Annotated in this window: 16 protein-coding genes; 12 read left to right on the top strand and 4 right to left on the bottom strand. The window is 69.0% G+C overall.

Annotated features, from left to right (window positions below):
- Nucleotides 1-109: 109 nt before the first annotated feature.
- Nucleotides 110-1,267: a sulfite oxidase gene (locus RN743_RS04995; protein WP_310776972.1), complete on the top strand. Its 1,158-nt coding sequence runs from the start codon at nucleotides 110-112 to the stop codon at nucleotides 1,265-1,267.
- Between the two features lie 102 nt (nucleotides 1,268-1,369).
- On the opposite strand, the gene RN743_RS04990 is transcribed toward RN743_RS04995, so the two are convergent.
- On the bottom strand, nucleotides 1,370-1,741 hold the full coding sequence (locus RN743_RS04990) for a DUF2784 domain-containing protein (protein WP_343218989.1): 372 nt from the start codon (nucleotides 1,739-1,741) through the stop codon (nucleotides 1,370-1,372).
- Nucleotides 1,742-1,783: 42 nt separating this feature from the next.
- On the bottom strand, nucleotides 1,784-2,998 hold the full coding sequence (locus tag RN743_RS04985) for a sulfite oxidase (protein ID WP_310776966.1): 1,215 nt from the start codon (nucleotides 2,996-2,998) through the stop codon (nucleotides 1,784-1,786).
- Between the two features lie 60 nt (nucleotides 2,999-3,058).
- Here RN743_RS04985 and RN743_RS04980 point away from each other — a divergent pair, with 60 nt between their 5' ends.
- Both RN743_RS04980 and RN743_RS04975 read left to right on the top strand, forming a co-directional pair.
- Nucleotides 3,059-4,696, top strand: coding sequence for an amidase family protein (locus tag RN743_RS04980; RefSeq protein ID WP_310776964.1), 1,638 nt, complete (start codon nucleotides 3,059-3,061; stop codon nucleotides 4,694-4,696).
- A 37-nt stretch (nucleotides 4,697-4,733) separates the two neighbouring features.
- Complete coding sequence (locus tag RN743_RS04975; RefSeq protein ID WP_310776960.1) at nucleotides 4,734-7,943, top strand: TonB-dependent receptor; 3,210 nt, start codon at nucleotides 4,734-4,736, stop codon at nucleotides 7,941-7,943.
- A 43-nt stretch (nucleotides 7,944-7,986) separates the two neighbouring features.
- Here RN743_RS04975 and RN743_RS04970 read toward each other — a convergent pair whose 3' ends face one another.
- Nucleotides 7,987-8,973 carry an N-acetylmuramoyl-L-alanine amidase-like domain-containing protein gene (locus RN743_RS04970; RefSeq protein ID WP_310776957.1) on the bottom strand — a complete coding sequence of 329 codons (987 nt, stop codon included), beginning with the start codon at nucleotides 8,971-8,973 and terminating at the stop codon, nucleotides 7,987-7,989.
- 133 nt (nucleotides 8,974-9,106) lie between these two features.
- Between RN743_RS04970 and RN743_RS04965 the strand changes: the two genes are divergently transcribed.
- From RN743_RS04965 to RN743_RS04925, 9 genes are all read left to right on the top strand, one after another.
- Entirely contained in the window at nucleotides 9,107-11,944 is a 2,838-nt protein-coding gene (locus RN743_RS04965; protein ID WP_310776954.1) for an insulinase family protein, read from the top strand.
- A gap of 31 nt (nucleotides 11,945-11,975) precedes the next feature.
- On the top strand, nucleotides 11,976-13,889 hold the full coding sequence (gene nagB, locus RN743_RS04960; RefSeq protein ID WP_310776951.1) for a glucosamine-6-phosphate deaminase: 1,914 nt from the start codon (nucleotides 11,976-11,978) through the stop codon (nucleotides 13,887-13,889).
- 44 nt (nucleotides 13,890-13,933) lie between these two features.
- Complete coding sequence (locus RN743_RS04955) at nucleotides 13,934-14,638, top strand: TIGR02206 family membrane protein (protein WP_310776949.1); 705 nt, start codon at nucleotides 13,934-13,936, stop codon at nucleotides 14,636-14,638.
- Nucleotides 14,639-14,716: 78 nt separating this feature from the next.
- Nucleotides 14,717-14,881, top strand: a complete 165-nt coding sequence (locus RN743_RS04950) for a hypothetical protein (RefSeq protein WP_310776947.1) — start codon at nucleotides 14,717-14,719, stop codon at nucleotides 14,879-14,881.
- Nucleotides 14,878-15,726 carry a lysine biosynthesis protein LysX gene (gene lysX, locus RN743_RS04945; RefSeq protein ID WP_310776945.1) on the top strand — a complete coding sequence of 283 codons (849 nt, stop codon included), beginning with the start codon at nucleotides 14,878-14,880 and terminating at the stop codon, nucleotides 15,724-15,726. Before RN743_RS04950 ends, lysX begins: the two co-directional genes overlap by 4 nt.
- Nucleotides 15,723-16,745, top strand: coding sequence for an N-acetyl-gamma-glutamyl-phosphate reductase (gene argC, locus RN743_RS04940; protein ID WP_310776943.1), 1,023 nt, complete (start codon nucleotides 15,723-15,725; stop codon nucleotides 16,743-16,745). The genes lysX and argC overlap by 4 nt, the downstream gene beginning before the upstream one ends.
- A 22-nt stretch (nucleotides 16,746-16,767) precedes the next feature.
- A complete protein-coding gene (locus tag RN743_RS04935) occupies nucleotides 16,768-17,427 on the top strand; it encodes a class II glutamine amidotransferase (protein ID WP_310776941.1) in 660 nt (219 codons plus the stop codon).
- Nucleotides 17,428-17,430: 3 nt separating this feature from the next.
- Nucleotides 17,431-18,255, top strand: coding sequence for a [LysW]-aminoadipate kinase (locus RN743_RS04930; RefSeq protein WP_310776938.1), 825 nt, complete (start codon nucleotides 17,431-17,433; stop codon nucleotides 18,253-18,255).
- Nucleotides 18,252-19,406, top strand: a complete 1,155-nt coding sequence (locus tag RN743_RS04925) for an acetylornithine/succinylornithine family transaminase (RefSeq protein ID WP_310776935.1) — start codon at nucleotides 18,252-18,254, stop codon at nucleotides 19,404-19,406. Before RN743_RS04930 ends, RN743_RS04925 begins: the two co-directional genes overlap by 4 nt.
- Before the next feature lie 18 nt (nucleotides 19,407-19,424).
- Here the strand turns inward: RN743_RS04925 and RN743_RS04920 are convergent.
- Nucleotides 19,425-20,867 (bottom strand): GH116 family glycosyl hydrolase (locus RN743_RS04920; RefSeq protein ID WP_310776931.1); only part of this gene is annotated, 1,443 nt, incomplete at its 5' end.

Genomic DNA, 20,867 nt, shown 5'->3' with positions numbered 1-20,867 from the left:
GGCGGCCCACGGCCGATGCCTTGCTCCCAAGCCAGATCGGACCCGAGCTTGCGTGGACGAGAGAGAAGACGACGAGACACGCGATCCACCCGAAGCGAGGTCTGACACGATGAGCGAGCGAAACGTGATTCCACGACGACAGGTGCTGATCCGGGGCGGGGCGGCGGCCGCCGGGCTTGCGGTCCTGCCGGCGGACATCTTCCGCGGCTGGCTCGCCGGATTCGATCAGGAGGCCGTGATCCCGTGGGTTCAGCGTCCGCACGAGGGGATGAGGGAGCGGGTCAACGTCCTGAACTGGGAGGAGGTGGATTCCTGGATCACGCCGACCGACCAGATGTTCCGCGTCGGGCACTACGGGTCGCCGGTCATCGCGGAGAGCGACTGGAGCCTCGAGATCGGCGGGCTCGTCGACCGGCCGCGGACGTTCAGCCTCGCCGAACTGAGAGCGCGGCCCCGCCAGGAGGTCGTGTTCACGCTGGAGTGCTCCGGGAACCGGGGCCGCCCCTCCTTCATGGGAGCGGTCCACAACGCGCGCTGGGCCGGGGCCCGACTCGCCGACGTGCTCGCGGAGGCCGGCGTTCAGGAGGCGGGGATCGAGGTCGTCTTCTTCGGCGCGGACGAGGGCGAGGAGGAGATCCGGGGCAACACCGTGACGCAGAATTTCGCGCGCAGCATGTCGCTCGAAGACGCCATGGACCCCGGCGTCATCCTCGCGTGGGAGATGAACGGGGAGCCGCTGCCGAACGAGTACGGCTTCCCGCTGCGCGTCATCGCCCCCGGCTGGTACGGGATCGCGAACGTGAAGTGGCTGACGCGCATCGAACTCCGCGACCGGCGCTTCATGGGCAAGTTCATGGCCCGCGATTACGTGACGCTGCGGGCGGAGGAGCGCGACGGCGCGACCGTGTGGACGGAGACCTCGGTGGGGCGCGTGAACATCAACTCCGTCCCGGCGAAGGTCACGCGGGACGGCGGCGCGTACGCGATCCACGGGGCCGCCTGGGGGGCGGACATCGCCGCCGTCGAGGTCCGCGTGGACGAGGGGCCGTGGGAGCCGGCGACGCTGGGCGAAGGCCAGGGCGACCCGCACACGTGGACATTCTGGCGCAAGGACTGGGATGCCACGCCGGGCCGGCACGCGATCGTCTCGAGGGCGATCGACGCGGACGGCAACGTCCAGCCGGCGGCGGATGACCCGATGCTCGTGAACAAGCGCACGTACTGGGAGAGCAACGGCCAGCTCACCCGCGACATCGTGATCGACTGACCGTCCCGTCCCCCCCGGCTCGCCGGCGGGGTGGCGGCGCGGGGTGGCGGCGCGGGGTGGCGGCACTGGGCGGTGGCGATGGCCGCGGGCGGGGGCGGCGGCTCAGCGACCGCTTCGGGCGGGTAGTCTGAACAGGAGCCACGCGTACGCCACCGCGTTCAGCGCGAGGACGGACAGGCCGAGCCAGATCTGGATCTCGCGGGTCAGCGCGCCGGGGTAGATCACCGGCAAGAGGTAGTGCTCGATGAACCCCCCGGAGTAGCCCGCCTGCCCGCTCGCGACCCGCAGGTCGTTCTCCAGCGGCGTGAGTGGGCAGATCCAGCCGGCGAACTCGATCAGCGCCCCCCACGCGAAGCACGGGATGTGCGCCCACGCCAGACGCGGCCAGCGGACCGCGGCAAAGCCGCCGGCGACGACGAAGGCGATGAAGAGGAAGTGGACGACGAGGACGAGATCTGCGAGCACCCGGTACAGCAAGGCGACCCGGCGGGCGTCAGGAACTCGGCCGGCGCCGGGTCATCCCACCTGCACGGGGTGCGGGAGCGGGACATTCAGCAGGTAACCCTTGTCGTTCATTAGGGGCTCGTCCGGCTGCGTATTGCCCGCTGCGTCCGTGGCGCGCGTGGCCAGCGTGTGCGCTCCCGGGGTCGCGTCCCACTCGAACTCGAACCGTTGCCAAGCCAGGGGCAGAACCGGATCCACGATCTCGGCCTCCAGCCAGGTCGCTCCGCCGTCCGGGCTCCATTCGACGGCCGACACGGGTCCCGCCGGCGCGTGCGCGAACCCGTGCAGGACGTGGGATCCCGGCTCCAGACTGGCGGGCCGCGGAAGCGCCAGGGCGCTCTTCACGACGAGTTCCGTGATCACCGGACCCTGGGCGGGCGCGTAGTCCGCTTCCGGCCACTGGTCGCCGATGAGGACGTAGGACGACGTGTTGTTCCGGTTCCACACCCGCTCGGTGGAGATCTGGATGGACCCCAGCCATTTGACGCTGCTGGATCCGGACCAGCCGGGGACGACGGAACGCGCCGGGAATCCGTGATCGGCGGGGAGCGGCTCGCCGTTCATGCGCAGCGCGATGATCGTGTCGGGGTCCCGCGCCTTGGCGAGCGGCATGGCGCGTTCGAACGCCGAGCCATCCAGCCCCACGAGGTTCACGTCGACCGTTTCCGGCCGGACGCCGGCCAGATCGAGCACCGTGCCGAGCGACGGACCCGACCACTCCGCGCATCCCACCGCGCCGGTCGTCCACTGGCCGCCGCTCGCGCGGACGCCCGTGAGTTCCGGGTACAGCCCGCGCCAGTTTCCGGCGCACTCCAGGTACGCGGTGATCGAGTGCTGCGGCAGCGACTCGAGGGTGGACAGGTCGAGCCGCAGCTCCGTTTCGGCGCCGTCCCCCTCCACCCGGAGCGAGTAGCCCTCCGGGTCGATCGTCGGCGTGGGCGAATGGTTTCGGACGAAGAACAGCTCGTTCGGCGTGATGAACCCTTCGATGAGCTCGAGCCGCGTCTCCAGGTTCGTGACGCGCTGGATGAAGGGCGACGGATCCTTCACCCACCTCGGTGGCTGCTCTCGCTCCTCTCCGGAGGCGATGGCCGCGGCCGCGTCCGCCGCTGACCCGGCGTCTCCCGCGCGGTCGCAGGCGGCGAGCCAGGCCGCGGCGGGTCCCGCGCTGGCGGCACGAACGAAATCCCGACGAGTGAAAAGAGCGGTCTGGATTCTGCGCTTCATCGGCGACACCTCGCGGTAATGGCGCTTGGCATATCGGCCCGGTTTGGCAAGTTTGGATGCATGCGACCGAGGAGCAACGCCCCCGGGACGTCCTGGCGTCCGCGGATCGTCGACGGCTTCCACCGGAAGCGCCACGCGATTCCGGCGTTACTGTCCGCTACGCTCGCGCTGGCCGGGGTCGCCTGCAATCCCGAACCGGACGCCGGGGCCGCCGCGGCCTTCCCGGTCGTGGAGGCGACGATCGGCGATGTGCAGGCGGCGATCCGCGATGGGAGAACGACCTGCCGCGAGGTCGTGGAGCGGCATCTCGCCCGAATCGCGGCGTACGAAGACGCGATCAACGCCATCACGGTGCTCAACCCGCTGGCGCTCGAGCGCGCGGACCGGCTCGACGCGGCGCTGGCCGCCGGCGAGACGACGGGACCGCTCTTCTGCGTCCCGATGCTCGTCAAGGACAACTTCGACACGCACGACATGGTCACGACCGGAGGATCCATCGCGCTCGCGGACAACATCCCGCCCGACGACGCCTTCATGGTGCGGAAGATCCGCGAGGCCGGCGCGGTCGCGATCGCCAAGACGAACATGGCGGAATGGGCGTTCAGCCCGCGCCAGTCCGTCAGCTCCTCCTTCGACACGACGCGCAACGCCTACGCCCTCGACCGCGTCCCGGCCGGATCCAGCGGCGGAACGGCCTCGGGCGTCGCCGCCTCGTTCGGCGTCATCGGGCTGGGCAGCGACACCGGCAACTCGATCCGCGGACCCAGCTCCCACCTCGCCCTGGTCGGGATCCGTTCGACCATCGGCCTCACAAGCCGCGATGGGGTCATCCCTCTCTCCTTCGACCGCGACATCGCGGGTCCGATGGGCCGGACCGTGGAGGACGTCGCGCGCGTGTTCAACGTCGTGGCCGGCTACGACCCGGCGGACCCGTACACGGAAGCGGGGCGTGGCCGCGAGGAAGAGGACTACACCGCCTTCCTGGACGCCGACGGGGCGCGCGGGGCGAGGATCGGCGTTCTGCGCGCGCTGGCGGATCCCGAGGAGACCGACGGGGAGATTCTCGCGCTCTTCGACGCGGCCGTCGACGATCTGCGGGCGCTCGGGGCGGAGGTGATCGACCCCTTCGACTTCGACGTCGCGGCGGAACTGGGACGCGAGGGGATGTTCTGCCGCCGCTTCCGCCATGACATGTGGGTCTACCTGCAGTCGCTGGGCCCGGCGGCGCCGCTGACCGATGTCCTCGAGGTACTGGAGGACGGGCGCTACTCGGATTATGCGCAGGCGTCGCTGCGGCGGAACGAGGGGGCGCCGCTCGACGTACATCCGTCCGACTGGGACGAACCCTGTCCGGACTACGCGGAGAACGACGGACGGCAGGCCTACCTGGCGAGCCTCGTGGAAGCGATGGATGCCGAAGGCCTGGACGCGATCCTCTACCCGTCGTGGCTCTGCATCCCCGCCCATATCGACAGGGGCGACGAGGAGTACTGCGGCGACAACAGCCAGCGCGTGGCCCCCGCCACCGGCATGCCCGCGATCACGGTGCCGATGGGATACGCGCGCGGCACCCTTCCGGCGGGACTGCAGATCCTCGCGCGGCCGTACGACGAAGGGGTTCTCTTTCGACTCGCGTACGCGTACGAACAGGCGACACGACACCGCCGTCCCCCGGACGGCTTTCCGGAGATCCGATGATCGAACCGACATCGAACCAATAGCGAAGGGCAAACCCATGTTCAGAAGACTCGGAACGCGCGCTGTCGCGGCGGTCGCGCTCGCGTGGCCATCGGCCGCGGTCGCGCAGGAAGGAGCCATCGGCGGGACGGTCACGGGCGAGGACGGTCTCGCCCTGCCCACGGTGAGCGTGACGGCGACCGGACCGGCGCTCGGCGGCGAGACGCGCACGGCGCTCACCTCCGGGCAGGGGGTCTATGACGTGACGGGACTCCCGCCCGGGAGCTATTCGCTGCGGTTCGTCTATCCCGGTTTCGCGATCGAGACGCGGACGGGCGTCGAGGTGACGGCGGGTGAGCGGACCGTGGTCGACGTGGAACTCGTCTCCCTGCGGACCGTGACGCTCGCGGAACTGACGGCGGTGGTGACGGGCTCGAACTTCGAGGCGCCACCCATCAACCTCCCCTATGCGGTCGACGTCACGAGCCGCGAAACGCTGCAGGAAGAGGGTTCGCCGCTGGTGGTGGATTTCTTCAAGCGGCTGGGGGCGAACCACGGTTCCCTCGGGGAACGCAACAGCTGGTACAACCGCAGCGGGGCGCTGATTCCCGAGAGCGTGGCCAGCGTCAACCTGCGGGGCCTCGGAGCTTCACGGACGCTCGTCCTGCTCAACGGCCGCCGCCAGGTCTACACGCCTTCCCGACTCCCCGGCGGGCGGTTCGTGGACGTGAACGCCTTTCCGTCCATCGCGCTCGACCGCATCGAGGTGCTGAAGGAGGGCGCCTCGGCGATCTACGGCTCCGACGCGGTGGCCGGCGTGGCGAACTTCGTCACGCGGCGGGACTTCGAGGGCTTCGAGGTCACCGCGGCGCACGACTACTTCAGCGGGGCCGGCGACTCGAACGCGGCCGCGATCTGGGGCGGCAACCTGGGGGGATCCACGAACCTGGTCCTCTCCGCCGAGTGGGCGACGCGGCGGGAACTCATGCCGCAGGAGCGCGACTGGGGGCTGCGGCCCTATCCGGGGCCCGGCGGGGGCGGCTGGTCCTACTACGGGAACCCCGGCGCGTTCCTCATGCCCACGCTGACCGGAAACGAAGCCCCCGGCGAGTTCGTGAGCGCACTCATCGATTCGCAGTTCGGCGCCAGCCCCAGTCTCTTCGTCGACCCGGACTGCGAGAACTTCGGCGGCGTGGACGAAGGCGTCACCTGCCGCTTCCGCTATCAGCCGTACGACAACCTGGTCGATGCCCAGACCCACGTGCGCGCCTTCGGCGAACTCAACACCGAACTGGGGACGGGCACGACGCTCCACCTCGAGGGCCTGTGGTCGGAGGCCGCGATCCCCAACTGGCTCACGACGCCCTCGTTCCCGCCGATCTCGCTGTACGACGGGAACCAGATCGTGCCGTCGGCGAATCCCGGGCGTCAGGCGTTCTGCGCCGCCAACGCGGCCCACGCCGGATTCGCTTCCGCCGCCGACTGCCTGGAGAACGACTGGTACTTCTACGGGCGACTGGTGGGGAACAGCGGCCCCGGCCGCACGCTGCACCGATCGTCCCGCACCCAGAGGATCGCGGCCTCGCTGGACCGGTACTTCGAGGCGACCGACGGCCACCTCGACATCTCGGTCAGCTACTCGCGGGCGACGGGCAACGTGAACCAGCCCGCCGAGTACGCCTACCGGAAACACCTCGCCTTCCGCGGCTTCGGAGGCCCGAACTGCGGCGTCGACGTGGTCGTGGACCCGACCTCGCCCTCCGGCATGTCGCTCGGCCCGACGGGCGGGGCCGTGTCCGGTCAGGGTGACTGCATGTTCTACAACCCGTTCAGCAACGCGCTCCAGCGCGCCGAGCAGCCGGGGACGCGGTACACAAACGCCGACAACCCGGCCTACGTGACCGGCGGGGCCAACTCCGCGGAACTCATCGACTGGATCAACGAGGAAGTCGATCTCTTCAACACGGCCGACCTGTTCGTGGCCGAGGCCACGCTCACGGGCCAGTTCACGGAAGCGCTCGGTTACGCCCTCGGCTACCAGTTCCGCCGCTTCGACGTGACGGGGACCCCCAACGACCCGGGCAATCAGGCGATCAACCCCTGCCAGGTGCCGGGGGACCGGACCTGCCTCGAAAAGGCGGGGCCGTTCACCTTCACCACCGGGTATTTCCCGTATGAAGACGATCAGACCGTGCACCGCATCTACGGCGAGATTCCGCTCAGCTTCGGGGACCGGCTCGATGTGCAGGTGGCCGCCAACTACGAGTTCCACGATGTCGCGAGCAGCTTCGACCCGAAGCTGTCCCTTCGGTTGAAGCTGAGCGAATCGCCCGACCACCAACTGTCTCTGCGCGGGTCGCTGCAATCGACCTTCCGCGTCCCGTCCGTGGACGACGTGAACACGGATCAGATCACGGCGCTCGAGTACGTGCAGGAAGTCGACGTCTACAAGGCGGTGGACACGTTCGGAAACCCGGACCTCGAGCCGGAACGGGCCGTGACCGGCAACGCCGGGCTCATCTTCTTCCACTTCCCGAGCCGCCTGCAGGCGACGTTCGACTACTGGACGTACGACTTCAGGGACGTGATCAACGTGATTCCGCATTCGAGCATCACGCGCCTCTATCACGAGGGCGGGGCGAGCCGCGCCGCCGTGCAGGAGTTCGTGAAGTGCCCGGACGACTGGAACACGGGCACGTGCGATGCGGCCCTCATCGAACGCATCCGGATCGACCTCATCAACTGGCCGGGCATGCAGACCTCGGGCTTCGACTGGAGCCTGTCCACGCGCCGCACGCTCGGAAACGGCGAGCTGTCGGTCGGCATCGACGGCACCTACACGCGCACCTACGACATCAAGGCGCTCCAGATCAACAATGTGGAGCTGGTGGGGGCGACGGAGGGAGCAGGGAAGCTCAACCGCTTCAATCCGCTCGCCTGGCCGCTGCCCCGGTGGAAGTGGTCGGCATCGGTCGGATACCACGGCGAGCGCTACTCGGCCATCGGCAACGTCAACTACATCTCCTCCTACGAAGACGACCTCAACGCGGGCGACCCGACCTACCCGCACCGCGTTATCGACGCCTTCGGCACCTTCGATGTGACGCTGATGATGAGGCTGACGAACAACATCGACGCCTTCGTGACGGGCTTCAACCTGTTCGATACGGCGCCGCCGCTGGTCAATCAGGAAGGGGCCTACGACGGCCTCACGCACGACCCGAAGGGGCGGCGCATCAAGGCCGGGATGACCTACACGATCAACTAGCGGATATGCGGGGCGGCCCCGGCCATCATGGCGGGGCCGCGGACTATCGGCGCGGCTCGACGGGGCGCGCGACCATGATGCCGTCCTGGGAGTCGATGGAGAGGATCCGCTCCGGAAGGGGGCGTTCCGAGATCTCCACGGACCTGCCCACAAGGGGGGCGTGAAGGAGGTGAAGCGCCCCGTCGCGCCATACGGCGAATCCGGTGTGGGCGACGTCCAGCCCTTCAACGGTCGACGTGGCCGCGATCACGTCGCCGTTGCGGATCCGATCCGCCACGTCGGCGATTCGGTCTTGCGGCACGTACTGCCGGTTCGGCTCCTCGCCGAGCCGCGCTTCCATGACGGCGATCTCTTCGCGGACGTCCGGGTCGGCCAGTTGCCAGTACGAGTCCGGATGCTCCGACATGAAGCGCACCGGCTCCGGATCGACGGCGGGGTCGAGTGCGCCGGTCGTGATCCGCACGAGCCCCTTGGCCTCGTTGTCCGTCAGCCACTCCGAGAAGTAGTGGAGGCGGCTCGCGTACCCGTCGAGGCGGCCTCCCCGATACCGGAGTGCCGTGAGGTGTGACTCGTAGGCGGCCCGCGCCGCGGGCGGATCGGCGAGGGCTTCCTCGCCCTGATCGCGAACGAAACGCGTCAGGGCGAGGACGGTCTCGACCAGGGTCACGCAGTCCAGTTCGCGGAAGTTGATCACGAGGCGCTCGGGTCCCATGACTTCGAGCGTGCCGGGTTCGTACGTCGTGCCGACGAAGGTCTCCGCGAGCCGCACGACGGCCTCGCCCGGCTCCATGTCGGCGAGTCCGCGCTCCGCCGCGAACCGGACCTTCTCCTCGAAGATCGCCCAATCCTCCTCAGTCCAGTCCGCTCCGCCCGCACGGGCGCCCGACGCCGTCCCGACACCGGCCATCTCGTCAATCACGGTCGAAGTGGAGGGCTGGACCTGCGACCAGGCGAGCGCCGCAATGACGGCGACCGTCGCAAGGATGCAGGCGACGACTTTCGCCAGCGTGAAGACACCGCGCCATTTCATGTCGAACTCAGGTTGAGCACCACGCGTTCCTCCCCTTCCCTTACCTGGGCGTCTACTATATGCGTCCCCGGGGAAGCTCGGCTATCTTGGCGGCTTCCACACTGAAGTCCACTCCCTCTGCCGAGAGCTATCGATGAAGATGTCCCGCTTGTCCGGCGTCGCTTCCGTCTCGACCGCCGTCGTCCTTTTCGCGTCCCTCTCCGCTTCCGGAGCCGCCGCGCAGACCCCGGCCCCGACGGATCCGATCCCGCCCGACCCGGCCGTCATAACCGGAACGCTGGACAACGGCCTGCGCTATTTCGTGCGCGAAAACGATCAGCCGGAGAACCGCGCGGAATTGCGTCTCGTCGTGAACGCCGGCTCCATCCTCGAGGACGAGGACCAGCTCGGGCTCGCGCATTTCGTCGAGCACATGGCGTTCAACGGCACGGAGAACTTCGAGAAGCAGGCGCTCGTCGACTATCTCGAGTCGATCGGGATGCAGTTCGGACCCGACGTCAACGCGTACACCAGCTTCGATGAGACGGTCTACATGCTCCAGGTGCCGATGGACGACCCGGAGGTGCTGGCCACCGCGTTCCAGATCCTCGAGGACTGGGCCCAGGGCGTGCGCTTCGATCCGGAGGAGGTCGACAAGGAGCGCGGCGTCGTCATCGAGGAATGGCGCGGACGCCGAGGCGCCCAGGCGCGGATGCAGGACCGGCAGTTCCCGGTCATGTTCGAGGGGTCGCTCTACGCGGAGCGACTCCCGATCGGGAAGACGGAGATCCTCGAGACCGCACCCGCCGAGCGGCTGCGCGACTTCTACGAGGACTGGTATCGGCCGGATCTGATGGCGATCATCGCCGTCGGCGATTTCGACGGCGGGGAGATCGAGTCGACAATCCGCGAGCAATTCGCCGGGCTGACCGGACCGGCGGAGCCCCGTCCGCGGGTCTTCGCCGACATCCCCGTCGACCATCCGCCCCGCGTGGCGATTGCGACCGACACGGAAGCCATGCAGAGCCAGGTCGGCGTGTTGTACAAGCAGCCGCCGGCCCCGCGAGGTACCGTCGCCGACTTTCGCCGCGGCCTCGTCGAGGGTCTCTACTCGGGCATGCTGAACGCCCGCCTCGATGAACTCCGGCTGCAGGCCGATCCGCCGTTCCTGGTGGGGTTCTCGGGACAGGGCCGGTTCGCCCGTGGAGTGGATGCCTACCAGCTCGCGGCGGTGGTCGGGGATGGCGGGATCGAGCGCGGGCTCGAGGCGCTGCTGATGGAGGCGGAGCGCGTCGTGCGCCACGGCTTCACCGGGACGGAACTGGAGCGGCAGAAGACGGACGTGAGACGGGCCTACGAGCGGCGACTCGCGGAGCGCGAGAACCAGGAGTCGATCGTGCTCGCGAACCGCTACCTGCAGGCGTTTCTTCAGGACAGTCCGTACCCGTCCATCGAGGCGCAGATGGCGCTCGTGGACGCCCTGCTGCCCGGGATCACGCTCGCCGAGACCAACGCCGTCGCCCAGGCGTGGCTGGCGGAGGAAGGGCGCATCATCCTGGTCAACGCGCCCGAGAAGGAAGGTCTCGAGACCCCTGCGGAGGAGGATCTGGTCGGCGTCTTCGCGTCGGTGTCGGGTGCGGAGATCGAAGCGTACGAGGACGCGGCGGCCGATGCTCCCCTCCTCCCCGTCGTCCCCGAGGGCGCGCCGGTCGTCTCGGAGGAGACGCTCGAGGATGTGGGCGTCTCCATCTGGACTCTGGAGAACGGCGTGCGCGTCGTCCTCAAGCCCACCGACTTCAAGGACGACGAGATTCTCTTCTCCGCGACGAGCCCCGGTGGCACGTCGCTGCTTTCCGACGACCTGATGCGGAAGACGTCGTTCGCCCTCAACGTCATCGCCCAGTCGGGAGTGGGGGAGTTCGATCAGACCGAGCTCGGGAAGAAGCTCACCGGCAAGGCCGTTCGGGTCTCTCCGTCGCTGGGGTCGCTCTCGGAAGGGATCGGAGGGTCGTCGTCCCCGCAGGATGTCGAGACGGCGTTTCAGCTCATCTACCTGTACTTCTCCGCGCCCCGCAGGGATGAGACCATGTTCGAGGCGCTCAAGGCCCAGCAGACGGGGGTGCTCGCGAACATCCTGGCCAATCCCAACCTCGTGTTCTCCGACACCATCTCGGCCACCATGTCCCAGGGACATCCGCGGGTCCCGCGGATGAGCCAACTCATGGAGATCCTCCAGGAGGCCGACCTCGACGCGGGCTACGAAGTCTTCCGTGAGCGGTTCGCGGACGCCAGCGACTTCACGTTCTACTTTGCGGGCGCCTTCGATCTCGCGACGATCCGCCCCCTCGTGGAACGGTATCTCGGTGCGCTCCCCAATCTCGAGCGGGTGGAGAACTGGGTGGATCACGGCATCGATCCTCCCGCGGGCGTGATCGAAACCGTCGTGTACAAGGGGCTGGAGCCGCAGAGCCGCACACAGATCATCTTCGCCGGAGACGCCGAATACTCGCGCGAAGAGGCGGGCGCGATCTACGCCATGGCGGAAGTTCTCCAGATCCGGCTGCGCGAGCTGCTGCGCGAAGACCTGGGCGGGACGTACAGCGTGGGGGTGAACGGCCGGCTCACCTACCGGCCCGACGAGGAATACAGCGTGACCATCGGGTTCGGTTCGGCACCCGAGCGCGCCGAGGAACTCTCCTCCGTGGTCTTCGAGGAGATCGAGCGGCTGAGGACGGAGGGGCCGGACGCGGAGACGGTGGGGAAGGTCCGCGAGACGCAGCGGCGGGGGCTGGAGACGAGCCTGCGCGAGAACCGGTACTGGCTGAACCAGTTGGCGAGTTTCGAGCGCGGAGGCTGGGACCTGAGCGACATCCCGAGCTTCGAGGGGATCGAAAGCTGGACCGCGGAGCAGGTGCGGGAAGCCGCCGTCCGCTACCTCCGCACCGACCGGTATGCCCGGTTCGTGCTGCTCCCGGAGCAGAAGGTCCCCTAGTGTGGAGAAGCCGCGGCCGGCGGATGACCGGATGAGCACCGCCGCGCACGCGCGCAGGGAGCGCGTGCCCGTCCGGATCATGCCGGACCACGACAGCATCGCCGCCGAGGTCGCCGGGCGGATCGCGGCTCTCCTGCGGAAGAGGGCCGAGAACGGGCGCCCCGCCGTTCTCGGCCTCGCGACCGGCGCCACGCCCGTCGGCGTCTACCGCGAACTCATCCGCCTGCACCGGGACGAAGGGCTCGACTTCTCCAACGCGATCGCCTTCAACCTCGACGAGTACTTCCCGATGCGGCCCGGCAGCTTCCACAGCTATCACCGCTACATGCGGGAGTACCTGTTCGACCATGTGAACATCGCCCCGGCGCACTGCCACATTCCGCGCGGCGACGTGCCGGAAGCGGAGGTCGAGGCACACTGCGCCGAGTACGAGCGCCGAATCCGGGAGGCGGGCGGCATCGACTTCCAGATTCTCGGGATCGGGCGCAGCGGCCACATCGGCTTCAACGAGCCGGGGTCCGAGCGCGACTCCCGCACCCGGCGGCTCTACCTGGACACCGTCACCCGGAGCGACGCCGCGTCCGATTTCTTCGGCGAGGAGAACGTGCCCCCGCAGGCGATCACGATGGGCGTGGCCACGATCCTCGAGGCGCGGGAAGTCGTCCTCCTCGCGACGGGAGAGCACAAGGCCGAGATCGTGCGTCGAGCCGTCGAGGGGGAGGTTCACGCGGACGTCGCCGCGACCTTCCTCCAGCAACACGCCGCCGCGACGGTCTATCTCGATCCGGCCGCCTCCTCCGATCTCACCCGCGTCCGCACGCCGTGGCTCGTGGGCGATGTCGAGTGGACGCCGGAGCGCGAGACCGCGGCCGTCGTCTGGCTGAGCGAACGCACCGACAAGTCGATCCTGCACCTCGGGACCGACGACTATCGCGCGCACCACCTCGCGCCGCTCACCTCCCGGCACGGCTCGGCCGGGCCGATCAACGGGCAGGTCTTCAACGCACTCATCTCCAGGATCCGGGGGAAGAGCCGGCTGCCGCGCGGCCAGGACATCGTCGTCTTCTCGCCTCACCCGGACGACGACGTGATCTCGATGGGGGGACTGCTGCGCAAGCTGGTCGAGAACGGCAACCGCATCACCGTGGCATATCAGACTTCAGGGAACATCGCCGTCTTCGACCACGAGGTGCGCCGGTACCTGGATTTCCTGCGGAGGGCGGCGGGCATCATCGACCTTGGCGACGCCTCCAGCCTCGAGGGGGTGCTGCGGTCGCTCGAAGACCGGCTCGCCGGCAAGGAGCCGGGCGACATCGATCCCGGCGTGGTTCAGCAGCTCAAGCGGATCATCCGCGAGACCGAGGCCACGGCCGCCATCGAATCGCTGGGGCTCTCCGCCGACCGCGCCCGCTTCCTGAATCAGCCGTTCTATCAGACGGGAGCGGTGAGAAAGAACCCGATCACGTCGGAGGACGTGGAGATCGTCGCGCAACTGCTGGAGGAGGTGCGACCGATGATCGTGTTCGCCGCCGGGGACCTCTCCGACCCGCACGGCACGCACCGCATGTGCCTCGAAACGGTCGAGGCGGCGCTCGCCGCCTACAGCGGCGATCCGCCGTGGCTCTGGCTTTACCGCGGGGCGTGGCAGGAGTGGGATCTGGACGAAGCGACCGTCTTCGTGCCGCTTTCCGAAGCCGAACTCCGCGGCAAGGTCCAGGCGATCTTCCGGCACGAGTCGCAGAAGGATTCGGCACCCTTCCCCGGACCGGATCCGCGCGAATTCTGGCAGCGCGTCGTCGAGCGAAACCGGGATACCGCCAACCGGCTGGCGGCGCTGGGCCTGCCGGCGTACTACGCCATGGAGGCGTACGTGACGCTGCAGGATGGGCAGCGGGTCGAGGGTCCGGAGATCCCCACCTCCTCCCTCGCGGACGCGGATGCGTGAACCCGTGACGCACCCGGTCGGACGGCGCGGCGCGACAGCCTGACATGAGCGGGTTTTTCGGGACGGTACGGGTGCCGTTCGACCTCTTCGGCCCGGTCCATCTTGCGACGATCGGCGCCTTGGCGGCGGTCGGCATCTGCCTGATACGCGCCGGTCTGGCGACCGATGAGCGGGGTCGCCGCCGCCTCCGCATGGCGCTGTGCCTCGCGATTCTCTTCCTCCTCCTTGGGAGGCACGTCTGGAAGGCCGCGATGGGGCTCTGGGCGGTGCAGAACGACATACCGCTGCACCTTTGCGCCATCATGGCGTGGGTCACCGTCTTCGGGCTGTGGGCCCGGCATCCGCGGGCCCTCCGCCTCATGTACTTCCTCGGAGTGGCAGGCGCGGTGCAGGCCCTCCTGACCCCGGATGCCGAGTTCGGCGCCGTGCACTTCACCTTCTTCGAGTCGGCGGGGTCGCACGGGGCCGTCGTCATTGCCGGCGTGTGGGCAGTGATGGTCGAAGGCTATCGGCCGACGGCGCGCGACCCGTGGATCGCCTTTGGACTGCTCAACCTGTACGCGGCCGTCGTCTTTCCGGTAAACCGGCTCCTCGGGGCGAACTATCTCTACCTGATCGACAAGCCGCCGGTGCCCACGATCCTCGATTATTTCCCCGGCTGGCCATGGTACATTCCGCTCCTCGAACCTCTGGCCATCGGACTCTTCCTGCTGCTGTGGCTTCCCTTCCGGAACCCGGCGGCCGATTGACGGTACTCAGGTCTCTCCGAACGAAGAACCCTGCGCGAAGGAACCCTGCGCGGAGAACCCAAATTGAGGATGGACGCCATGCCGGAATGTCCCGTATGCGACGCGGAACCGATGATCTCCGACGACCCCGTCGAGGGCGAGTTGCTCGAATGCGAGGAGTGCGGGGTAGAACTCGAGATCCTCGCGCTCGACCCCATCACGCTCGGTGAGGCGCCGGACGCCGAGGAGGACTGGGGCGAATGAGGGTCGGCTTTCTGCATTCCCTCATCCGAAAGGACGAGAAGCTGCTGATCGCGGAGTTGCGCGGGCGCAGCGATGTGGAACTGGTGTTTCTGGACGACCGCAAGCTCGCGTTCGACTTCTGGACGGTGCCGGACGTCGACATCGTGCTCGAGCGCTGCATCAACCATTCGAGGGCCATGCACGCGCTGCGGCTGTTCGAGGGGGGCGGGCTCGATTGCGTCAACCGCTACGAGGTGTCGCGCCGCTGCGGAGACAAGATCCTCACGGCGGCGTCGCTTCGGGAATGCGGGGTGCCGCAGCCCGAAGCCAGGGTCGCGTTCACCGAGGCCTCCGCGCTCGAGGCGATCGAGGAACTCGGCTATCCCGTCGTCCTGAAACCCGCGGTCGGCTCATGGGGCCGCCTGCTGTCGAGGATCAACGACCGGCACGCGGCAGAGACGGTCCTCGAACACAAGGCGATCCTGGGCAGCTATCACCACTCGATCTTCTTCGTGCAGAAGTACGTGGAGAAGGGCGGGCGCGACATCCGCGCGTTCGTCGTGGGTGAGGACTGCGTGGCCGCCATCTACCGTTCGTCCGGGCACTGGATCACGAATACGGCCCGCGGCGGAACCGCCTCGAACTGTCCGGTGACGAGCGAGATCGGGGAGCTGTCCCTGCGCGCGGCGGAGGCCGTGGGCGGGGGCGTGGTGGCGGTGGATCTGTTCGAGAGCGACGGCGGACTGCTCGTGAACGAAGTGAACTACACGATGGAGTTCAGAAACAGCATCGAGGCGACGGGCGTGAACATTCCGGAGCGGATCGTGTCGTACGTCGTCTCGCCGGAGCGGGCGGGGGACCGATGATCCGCGCGTCGATCGCGGGCGGCTCGGGCTACGCCGGCGGGGAACTGCTGCGGCTCCTGCTCGGCCACCCCGACGTCGAGGTGGGGCAGATCACGTCGGAGCGCTTCGCGGGACGGTTCGCGCACCGGGTCCACCCCAACCTGCGCGGCGTCACGCGGTTGCGCTTCTGCGCGCTCGACGAGCTGTCGGAGTGCGACGTGCTCTTCCTCTGTCTCCCGCACGGGGAGTCATCCCGCCGCATCGACGAGTTTCGGTCGCTGGCGGGGCGGATCGTCGATCTGGGGGCGGACTTCCGGCTCCCGGATGGCGCGGACTACGAGCGCTTCTACGGCCGGCCGCATCCCCGGCCGGAACTCCTGGGATCGTTCGTGTACGGGATCGCGGAAGTGAACCGCGAGGCCCTGGCGGCCGCGGACCTCGTCGCGTGCGCGGGCTGCAACGCGACGGCCTCCATCCTGGGTCTCCTTCCGCTGTACCGGGAGGGGGTCGCGGACTCGGCGGTGATCGAGGTGAAGGTGGGATCGAGCGAGGCCGGCAACCGCGCCAGCGAGGGCAGCCACCACCCGGAACGCAGCGGCGCGATGCGGTCGTACCGGCCGACCGGCCACCGCCACGCGGCCGAGATCCGCACGGTCCTCGGTGGCGAGGTGCATTTCTCCGCGACGGCGGTCGAGATGGTGCGCGGCGTCCTCGCCACCTGTCACGTATTCCTGAACCGGGAGCTCGACGAGAAGGCGCTGTGGAAGATCTACCGGAGCGCGTACGCCGACGAACCGTTCGTGCGCATCGTCAAGGAGCGGAGCGGCATCCACCGCTATCCCGACCCCAACCTCCTGGCGGGCGCGAACTTCTGTGACGTGGGTTTCGAGCGCGATTCTCTCTCGAACCGGGTCGTGGTCCTGAGCGCGATCGACAACCTCATGAAGGGAGCGGCGGGACAGGCGGTACAGGCGTTCAACGTGATGCACGGGTTGCCGGAGTCGCGGGGGCTCGAGTTCCCCGGGCTGCACCCGGCCTGACCGCGACCCGCGGAGCCGAATCGTGTGCCGCATCCTCTGCGTCCGCAGCGATGAGCCCTTCGACATGGCGCCGCACCTCGCCGCCTTCGCGCGGATCGCCCGGGAGAGCCGCGAGTACCAGGGCGACGGATGGGGATGCGCGTGGATCGATGCCGACGGGTGGCGCGTCTACCGCGACATCTCGCCGGTGTGGGAGGACGCCGCGGCGCCGTCCGGGCGGACGACGCTGCTGCTCGCCCACGCGAGGAGCGCCTATCGCGGGGAAGGGATTCGGGTGGAGAACAACATGCCGTTCTTCGACGGGGAACACGCCTTCATCTTCAACGGAGAACTGCACGGCGTCCGCATCAAGGAGCGGGGGCGGATCGGCGCGGAGAAAGTGCTCAACTTCGTCAAGCGCTTCGGCGACGGAGACATGGGCCTCGCGCTGGAGCGGGGACTCGACGCCATCGAAAAGCGCACCCGTTACGTGCGGGCGATGAACCTGATCGTCGCCGACTCGGCGCGGCGGGTGCACTACGCGACCCGGTTCAGCGAGGACCCGGACTACTTCCGGTTGCACGCCGCCCGCCGGGGCGACGTGCGGATCCTGTGCTCGGCGCCCTATCCGGATTCGCAGCCGGCGTCGGACGGCCGGTGGGCGTGGACGCCGGTCGCGAATGGCGCCATCGGGACGCTCTGATCCATGCCGGAACCGATGCGGGGCGAGTCCGATGGGCTGCTCATCGTCAAGATCGGCGGTGGAGAGTCCATCAACCTGGACGCGATCGCCCGCGACCTCGCGGGCCTTTCCGGTCCGTTCGTCATCGTGCACGGCGCAAACGCGCTGCGCGATTCCCTTGCCCGACGGCTCGGGGTCGAGAAACGCGTCCTCACGTCGGTGTCAGGACACGAGAGCGTGCAGTCCGACCGCGACCTGATCGACGTGATGCTCATGGCCTACGCCGGCGTGCGCAACAAGCGCATCGTCGAACTGCTGCAGGGTCACGGCGTGAACGCGGTCGGGCTCACCGGGCTCGACGGCGCGCTCGTGCGCGGACGCCGCAACCGGGGGATCCGGGTGCGAGAGGGCGGCAAGACGCTGATCAAGCGGGACCTGTCCGGGAAGCCGGCGGAGGTGAACCGCAAACTGCTGGGGTTGCTCCTCGACGGCGGCTTCACGCCCGTGGTGACGGTGCCGCTGATCGACGAGCACAACGTGGCGATCAACTCGGAGAACGATGACGTCGTGACCCTGCTCAGCGCCGAACTGGGAGCGGAGTGCGTGATCCAGTTGATCGAGGCGCCCGGTTTCCTGGACGACCCTGACGATCCGGCGTCGGTCGTCGCACGTGTCGCGCGCGCGGAACTGGCGCGTCGCGAAAGCGAGGCGCGCGGGCGCATGAAGCGGAAGCTGCTCGCCCTGCGGAGACTCGTGGAGTCCGGCACGACCCGGGTCGTGATTGCGGACGGGCGCATCGAACGGCCGGTCACGGACGCGCTGGCCGGACGGGGCACGGTGATCGGATGAAGTCGAGCGAACTGGAGCGGAAGTACGCCCTCGAGGTCTTCCCCAAGCGGGACATCACCATCGTGCGGGGTGAGGGCGCGTGCGTGTGGGACGACGAGGACCGGCGCTACATCGATTGTGTGGGCGGCATCGGCGTGGCGAGCATCGGCCACGCGAACCCCGAGGTGGCCGAGGCGGTGGCGGAGCAGGCGCGCGTGCTCGTCTCCTGTCCCGGGATCTTCTATAACGACGTCCGCGCGCGGTTGCTGGCCGAACTCGTTTCCATCGCGCCGGCGGGGCTCACGGGCGCCTTCCTCTGCAACTCCGGGGCGGAGGCGGTGGAGGCCGCGATCAAGTTCGCGCGGCTCGCGACGGGAAGGGCGGGCGTCGTGTCCGCGATGCGCGGCTTCCACGGGCGGACGCTCGGAGCGCTGAGCGCGACGCACAAGAAGGAGTACCGGGAGCCGTTCGGGCCGCTCGTGCCGGGGTTCTCGTTCGTGCCCTTCAACCACGTCGAGAAGCTGCGCGCGGCCGTGGGCGAGGACACGGCGGCGGTGATCGTCGAGCCGGTGCAGGGCGAGGGAGGCGTGCGGCCGGCCAGCCCGGACTACTTGCAGGCGGCGCGCCGCATCTGCGACGAGGCCGGTGCGGTGCTGGTGTTCGACGAGATCCAGACGGGCTTCTGCCGCACCGGCCGCATGTTCGCCGGCGATCGCTACGGCGTCGCGCCGGATGTCCTCTGCCTTGCCAAAGCGATCGCGGGCGGCGTTCCGCTGGGGGCGGTCCTGGCGCAGGAACGGTTGCAGCCGCCGCCCGGGCGGCACGGCACGACCTTCGGCGGCAACCCGCTCGCCTGCGCCGCCGCCCTGGCCGCGATCCGCTTCATGCGGGACGAGCGGCTCGACGAGCGCGCCGAGGCGCTGGGCGCCCGCTTCAGCGAGCGCTTCTCCCGCCAACGGCCGGCCCGCGTGCGCGCCGTGCGGCAGGTCGGCCTCATGATCGGCATCGAACTCCGCGAGCGCTGCCGCCCCTACCTCGAGCCTCTCGCGGAGCGCGGCGTCCTCGCGCTCCCGGCCGGCACCACGGTCATCCGGCTGCTGCCGCCTCTCGTGATCACCGAAGCGCAGGTCGACGAAGTGGCGGACACGCTGACAGAGGTACTGTCCGTCTGACGCTCCGAGCCGACTCCGCTATCCGGCCGGTGTCAGGCGGACGGTCGCCTGGACGCGCCCCTCTCCCTCGGCGAACTCGACCTCGATGACGCCAACGCCGCGATCCGAGACCCGTGCCTCGCCCTGCATGACCGCGGACTCCACCGGGGTGCCGAAGGACGCGACTTCGTAGGTGCGGCCCGCCGTCCCTTCAACGGAGAGCCGCCACCCGACGGAGTCGGCGCCGAATTCCAGAATCCGCAGTCCGTCGCTCGTCCGGCCGGGCTCGAGGTCGATGCGGGGCGGGGCGACCGCGAGTCCGCCTTCCCACGCGACGACGACTTCCGCCCGGGTCCCCGCCGACGCCGCGTCCCCGACGGTCACGTCCACGCTTCCGTCGGGCGACACCTCCGTGGCGGCCCCGTTCACTCGGTACGTCACGTTGCGGGCCCCCGCCGGCACGTCGGGCACGAACTCGAAGGTCAGGGGCGGTCCGGCGGTCGTAAGCCTCGTGCGCCGCCCGCCGCCCTCCGCTGTCCACCGTTGCAGGATTTCGACATCGGTCGTCGTCTCCCCGGCCCGGAGCCGCCTCACCGCCACCTCCGGCCAGTCCGGTGGGAGTTGCGGGGCGAGTCGAGCTCTGCCACGCGGAGCATCGGGTTCCCAGCCGATGACGCCGCGCAGGAGCGGCGTCACCAACGCCGACGTCGCGAAGAACTGGTGGGGGACCGTCTGGTCGAGGGGCTGGTAGAACGTGCCGGAGAGCAACTCGGGGTGCCGCCCGAGACTCCAATCGAAGGTCATCTGCTTCACGGCGTCGATGAGATGGAATCCGGCCCAGGGACGCCGGTACCGGTACTGGGCCCACGACACGTACGCCGTCACGAAGGGCCACACCGTGCCCATGTTGTACTGGAGCGGGTGATACAGTTCGCTCTCCGTCGAGAGCATGTGGGCGCCCCAGTCCGACGAGATCCGATCGCCCGCGAGGCGGGTCAGAGTCGATCGCGCGCGCGCCCCGTCGAACAGGCCGAACGCGGCCGCTGTGGCCGGCCACACGGTCAGGTGGTCGTTGATGCCGCCATCGGCGAGGATCCCGAAGGCATGGTGTCCCGCCGCCTCAAGCCAGTACGCGTCGTTCAGCGTTTTCCGCGCGCGGGGCGCCATCTCCCGCGCCCGGTTCGCCATCCCGGCATCGCCCATGCGCCCGGCGAGCACTTCGGTGCCCTCGAGCGCCGCGACCCAGACCCCTGCCAGGTAGATGTCCTGGTGGAGCGCGGCCCCGAGGCCCCCGACCTCGACCGCTGCGAGCCCGCCCACCGTGTTTTCGAGGAGGCCGTCCCCGTCCGTCTCGGCGCTGAGGCACCATTCCCACGCGCGCCGGTAGGCCGGCCACAGCTCGCGCAGCAGTTCGTCGTCCCCGCTCGCCCGCCAGTACTCGTACAGTGCGACCATCCAGTAGGGCGTGGTGTCCGCGTGGTA

The organism is Candidatus Palauibacter scopulicola, assembly GCF_947581915.1.
Taxonomy (GTDB): Bacteria; Gemmatimonadota; Gemmatimonadetes; order Palauibacterales; family Palauibacteraceae; genus Palauibacter; species Palauibacter scopulicola.
Note: the sequence above shows the minus strand (reverse complement) of the source record. Positions and strands in the feature narration are given on the sequence as shown.

Excerpts from the sequence above, each read along its gene's own strand:
- RN743_RS04995 (WP_310776972.1), top strand. The coding sequence starts at position 110 with ATGAGCGAGCGAAACGTGATTCCACGACGACAGGTGCTGATCCGGGGC.
- RN743_RS04985 (WP_310776966.1), bottom strand. The coding sequence starts at position 2,998 with ATGAAGCGCAGAATCCAGACCGCTCTTTTCACTCGTCGGGATTTCGTT.
- RN743_RS04980 (WP_310776964.1), top strand. The coding sequence starts at position 3,059 with ATGCGACCGAGGAGCAACGCCCCCGGGACGTCCTGGCGTCCGCGGATC.
- RN743_RS04975 (WP_310776960.1), top strand. The coding sequence starts at position 4,734 with ATGTTCAGAAGACTCGGAACGCGCGCTGTCGCGGCGGTCGCGCTCGCG.
- RN743_RS04970 (WP_310776957.1), bottom strand. The coding sequence starts at position 8,973 with ATGAAATGGCGCGGTGTCTTCACGCTGGCGAAAGTCGTCGCCTGCATC.
- RN743_RS04965 (WP_310776954.1), top strand. The coding sequence starts at position 9,107 with ATGAAGATGTCCCGCTTGTCCGGCGTCGCTTCCGTCTCGACCGCCGTC.
- nagB (WP_310776951.1), top strand. The coding sequence starts at position 11,976 with ATGAGCACCGCCGCGCACGCGCGCAGGGAGCGCGTGCCCGTCCGGATC.
- RN743_RS04955 (WP_310776949.1), top strand. The coding sequence starts at position 13,934 with ATGAGCGGGTTTTTCGGGACGGTACGGGTGCCGTTCGACCTCTTCGGC.
- RN743_RS04950 (WP_310776947.1), top strand. The coding sequence starts at position 14,717 with ATGCCGGAATGTCCCGTATGCGACGCGGAACCGATGATCTCCGACGAC.
- lysX (WP_310776945.1), top strand. The coding sequence starts at position 14,878 with ATGAGGGTCGGCTTTCTGCATTCCCTCATCCGAAAGGACGAGAAGCTG.
- argC (WP_310776943.1), top strand. The coding sequence starts at position 15,723 with ATGATCCGCGCGTCGATCGCGGGCGGCTCGGGCTACGCCGGCGGGGAA.
- RN743_RS04930 (WP_310776938.1), top strand. The coding sequence starts at position 17,431 with ATGCCGGAACCGATGCGGGGCGAGTCCGATGGGCTGCTCATCGTCAAG.
- RN743_RS04925 (WP_310776935.1), top strand. The coding sequence starts at position 18,252 with ATGAAGTCGAGCGAACTGGAGCGGAAGTACGCCCTCGAGGTCTTCCCC.